This window comes from Brevibacterium metallidurans, from assembly GCF_037101285.1.
Classification (GTDB): Bacteria; Actinomycetota; Actinomycetes; order Actinomycetales; family Brevibacteriaceae; genus Brevibacterium; species Brevibacterium metallidurans.
In genome coordinates, this window is sequence record NZ_BAAAAF010000043.1 from 1 (window position 1) to 1,514 (window position 1,514).

A 1,514-nucleotide genomic window follows, 5' to 3' on the forward strand; every position below is an offset into this window, starting at 1 on the left:
CCCTCTGTGTCAGGCTGGGTGTGAGTCACTCCCGTACCGAGAGGAACTGGAGTACCATGACCATCACTCCTGGCTATACCGTCGATGAGATCCGTGATTTCGTCTACCAATACGAGAAGATCCCCCATGGCCACAAAACCCTGTGGCTCCTCGAGCAAGAGTTCAGCCGCCACCAATTCAGGAAATGGCGACTGGCAACGTTCAACGGCGACCTCGACCGTGGGCTGATCCCGAGATCGAAAGTCGGTAAGGTCCCCTACAACCCGAGGCAACTGATGCAATCAGCGATCGAAGACAATCAGGCCAAACGCATCGCCGAGCTCGAAGCCCGCAATGCGCAACTGGAAGCCGCGAACGAGGCACTGGGAAAAGCTATCGGGCTCTTGCACGACAGGAACGCTCAAGAGCCCGAGAGCACGCCGACGAGAACAGTCGACGATTCCTGACGATCGAGAACACCCTGGTCATCGAACTGGCTGAGGTGTTGTCCTCGCAGCGCAAAGCCCTGGCGATGGTGGGACTGTCGCGATCGGTGTGGCATTACCGGCTCAATCCCCGCCCCCGGGCCCTGGATCCGATCTCACACAAGCAGCGGGCGTATCCCAATCGGATCGATGCGGCTGATAGGCACGTCATCGAGGCCCGCATCCAGGCCGGTTGGGCGCGTGGCCGATCGGTCGACCATTCCTTCGCTGAGGCCTGGGATGCGGGTGTGATGGTGGCATCGAGGCGGTCGTGGTGGCGGATCGCTGAGACGATCGTCGATCAGTCACAACGTCCGTTGGTGCCGACTCGCGCCGGGACCAGGACCCCGAGGACCACACCCGTGCTGGTCGCGACCCGTCCGGGTCAGGTGTGGAGTTGGGACATCACCGATGTGAAGTCGACCTGGCATCGGGTGACGTATAAGGCATACTCGATCATCGATATCTTCTCCCGCAAGATCGTTGGTTATCGGGTCGAGGCCCGCGAGGTCGATGACCTGGCGGTGGAGATGTTCGAGACCGCGATTGCCCAGTTCGGTGCTCCTGATCATGTGCATGCCGATTCGGGGGCCGCGATGAAGTCGAATGCGCTGAAGAATGCACTCGAGGCTCACGGAGTGTGTCTGTCGCATAACCGGCCGTATGTGTCCAATGACAACCCGTACTCGGAGTCGGAGTTTCGGACGATGAAGTATCGGCCTGATTACCCGGGGACGTTTGAATCGCTCGAGACTGCTCGAGCCCATATCGATGGGTACGTCGTCTGGTACAACACGGAGCACAGGCATTCCGGGATCGCGCTCTTCACCCCGGACCAGGTCCATGACGGGTCCTGGGAAGAGGTACACGCTGATCGGGCTCGGTCGTTGGATGCGTATTACGCGGCGCATCCGGAACGTTTCCACACACCACCACGTGTGGCTGCGCCGGCCGGCGTGGTCGGTATCAACCACGAGACTCCGAAAGTCGGAGGTCACCAACTCACTAGTGAAGCAGCATGAGTGACTCCAAACAGCTTGACACCGCGCG

At 60.2% G+C, this 1,514-nt stretch carries 2 protein-coding genes; both read left to right on the forward strand.

The features are described from left to right. Positions 1-56: 56 nt before the first annotated feature. Positions 57-446, forward strand: a complete 390-nt coding sequence (locus tag AACX88_RS17410; protein WP_339394123.1) for a hypothetical protein — start codon at positions 57-59, stop codon at positions 444-446. Positions 447-484: 38 nt separating this feature from the next. Then, entirely contained in the window at positions 485-1,486 is a 1,002-nt protein-coding gene (locus AACX88_RS17415; protein WP_339394124.1) for a DDE-type integrase/transposase/recombinase, read from the forward strand. The last annotated feature ends 28 nt before the right edge of the window (positions 1,487-1,514 follow it).

Bases quoted from the DNA above. Each gene is read 5' to 3' on its own strand.
- AACX88_RS17410 (WP_339394123.1), top strand. From the start codon at position 57: ATGACCATCACTCCTGGCTATACCGTCGATGAGATCCGTGATTTCGTC.